The 1,606-nt window shown below is 42.5% G+C and carries 1 rRNA gene; it reads left to right on the forward strand.

The window, feature by feature from the left end:
* Positions 1–1,394 precede the first annotated feature (1,394 nt).
* Positions 1,395–1,606 (forward strand): 16S ribosomal RNA (locus K5Q73_RS21210); the annotation flags it as partial.

A 1,606-nucleotide genomic window follows, 5' to 3' on the forward strand; every position in this document is an offset into this window, starting at 1 on the left:
TCCGAACTCAGAAGTGAAACGCAGTATCGCCGATGGTAGTGTGGGGTCTCCCCATGTGAGAGTAGGTCATTTCCAGGCGCCAAATACGAGAAAGCCCGCTACCATGTAGCGGGCTTTTTTACGTCTGCAATTTAGAAAATGACCCTGCTGCCTCAGCACGCTTTTTGCTAATTCGGGCTTTTAGGCATCAAACAAGGCAAAATATGGCGTATTTATCGGCGTGTATTTGCACTCTAGTCGTTTGCTAGGCGAACAGAGTGGTTTATTTTCATGCTCATTGCTTATACGAGCAGTAAAACCTCCAATAAAAAGCACTTATCTTCTGAATATCAGGCGCTCCAGTCCTACTCCATAGCTGACTTTATAGGTCATATAACAACTATGTATTGAACCCTTTAATTTTTTCATTGCACATCTTCTAGTATTTTTAGCTCCTCTTAGATTTATATCTATTTTTATTAACAAATATAATGAATTGCTGAGGTCCAGTAATTAGAGCAAGATTGATAAGACATGCCTTGGCCTAGTGAGGACTGTGTGGCTGAGGAATTAAGCTTGATTCGCTATATAAGTGCAGAACATTTTTTATGAAACGCTCTATCTATTAAGTCTAGCGACCTTTTGAGCTAAGTGGCGCAAGATAAAAGAATATTTTTGGTTGTGCAGTGCTTAGTTAATGGGTTTAAAAGGACCGGGCTTTGGCTTTGTTAGCCGAACAGTTTGTCGAATCTGCTTGCTAACAGCTTTTGTGGTGTTGGGTGCAAGGTATTAGTTTCTATTAAACCTGGCTTGTTTAGTCCGTTTTATGCACATATAGCTTGATAACTATTCGTTTGATTCGAAAACGCTAATTTTATTGAAAACAGCCCTTGCGCTTTAATCTCACATCCCTATAATGCGCATCCACTGACACGGCACAGCAGGCCAACTAGCTAAACGAAAGCTTAGGTAGCACGGGACTTGCAGCGCAATCAGTACCTCTCTTAACAAAGAGGTAAGAGATTAACTTCTACGGAAATTAACATCAGGTGACAATCGCTTTAGAAGCTCAATTAGATGTGACTTGTATAAAGAATCATCGCTTGAAAAACTTCTTAAAATAAGCGCTTGACGCCGACACTGGAGAGTGTAGAATACGCCTCCTCAAGCCAACGACCTAGCGTCTTAGGCTGCTAACTGAGAGACTCGTTCTCAATAGGATTAGCACCGCTCTTTAACAATATGACAAGCAAATCTGTGTGGACACTCACAGAGATTAAGTTATTCGAAATTGCCTCTCACGAGACAATCAAAAAATTACTTAATGAATGAGTGTTCATAGCAATATGTAATACAGAATTCGTTGAGCCGCTGATTCAGCCTTACTTGTAAGGTGGATGAAGCAAACAAAACTTTAATTGAAGAGTTTGATCATGGCTCAGATTGAACGCTGGCGGCAGGCCTAACACATGCAAGTCGAGCGGTAACACAAGGGAGCTTGCTCCTGAGGTGACGAGCGGCGGACGGGTGAGTAATGCCTAGGTATCTGCCCAGTCGAGGGGGATAACAGTTGGAAACGACTGCTAATACCGCATACGCCCTACGGGGGAAAGGAGGGGACCTTCGG

Origin of the sequence: Shewanella sp. MBTL60-112-B2 (assembly GCF_019655055.1) — a bacterium.
GTDB lineage: Bacteria > Pseudomonadota > Gammaproteobacteria > Enterobacterales > Shewanellaceae > Shewanella.